Annotated in this window: 1 protein-coding gene and 1 pseudogene; both read left to right on the top strand. The window is 58.8% G+C overall.

Features of this window, described 5'->3' with window-relative positions:
• Positions 1-321 (top strand): winged helix-turn-helix domain-containing protein (locus tag PA598K_RS34830; protein ID WP_148092050.1); only part of this gene is annotated, 321 nt, incomplete at its 5' end.
• A pseudogene (locus PA598K_RS34825) lies at positions 318-524 on the top strand (sensor histidine kinase); the annotation flags it as partial. The gene PA598K_RS34830 and the pseudogene PA598K_RS34825, both read left to right, overlap by 4 nt.

Below are 524 nucleotides of genomic sequence, written 5' to 3'. Positions count from 1 at the left end.
GAGCCGCCGGCGACCGAGCAATGGCTGAGCTGCGCCAATCTGCGGCTCAACGAGTCGACTCGCGAGGTGTATCGCGGCGAGGCGATGATCGAGCTGACGCCGCGCGAGTTCGATCTGCTCGTCTATCTGATGAAGCATCCGCGCCAGGTGTTGAGCCGCGATCAGCTGCTGACGGCCGTCTGGGGATATGCCTATGCCGGCGATACCAATGTGGTTGATGTGTACATCCGGTATGTGCGCAAAAAGCTGGATAACGGCGAGGATGCCGAACTGATCCATACGGTGCGGGGCGTCGGCTATGTGCTGAAGGATCAGCCATGAAGCTGCGGACGAAGATCAATCTGTACACCTCCGTCCTGTTCGCCGTGTTGATCCTCCTGATGAATCTGTCGATTTACTATGCCTTTGGCCAGATGATGCTCGATAGCGAGCTCAGGCGCGCCGAAGCCGAGGCGGATCATGTTAGCAACGGCATCCTCAATGCAGTCAAGACCGTATCGGCAGCGGAGGCGCTGCGCAGCTAT

It is taken from the genome of Paenibacillus sp. 598K, from assembly GCF_003851045.1.
Taxonomy (GTDB): Bacteria; Bacillota; Bacilli; order Paenibacillales; family Paenibacillaceae; genus Paenibacillus_D.
This window is presented reverse-complemented; position numbering and strand designations above follow the sequence as displayed.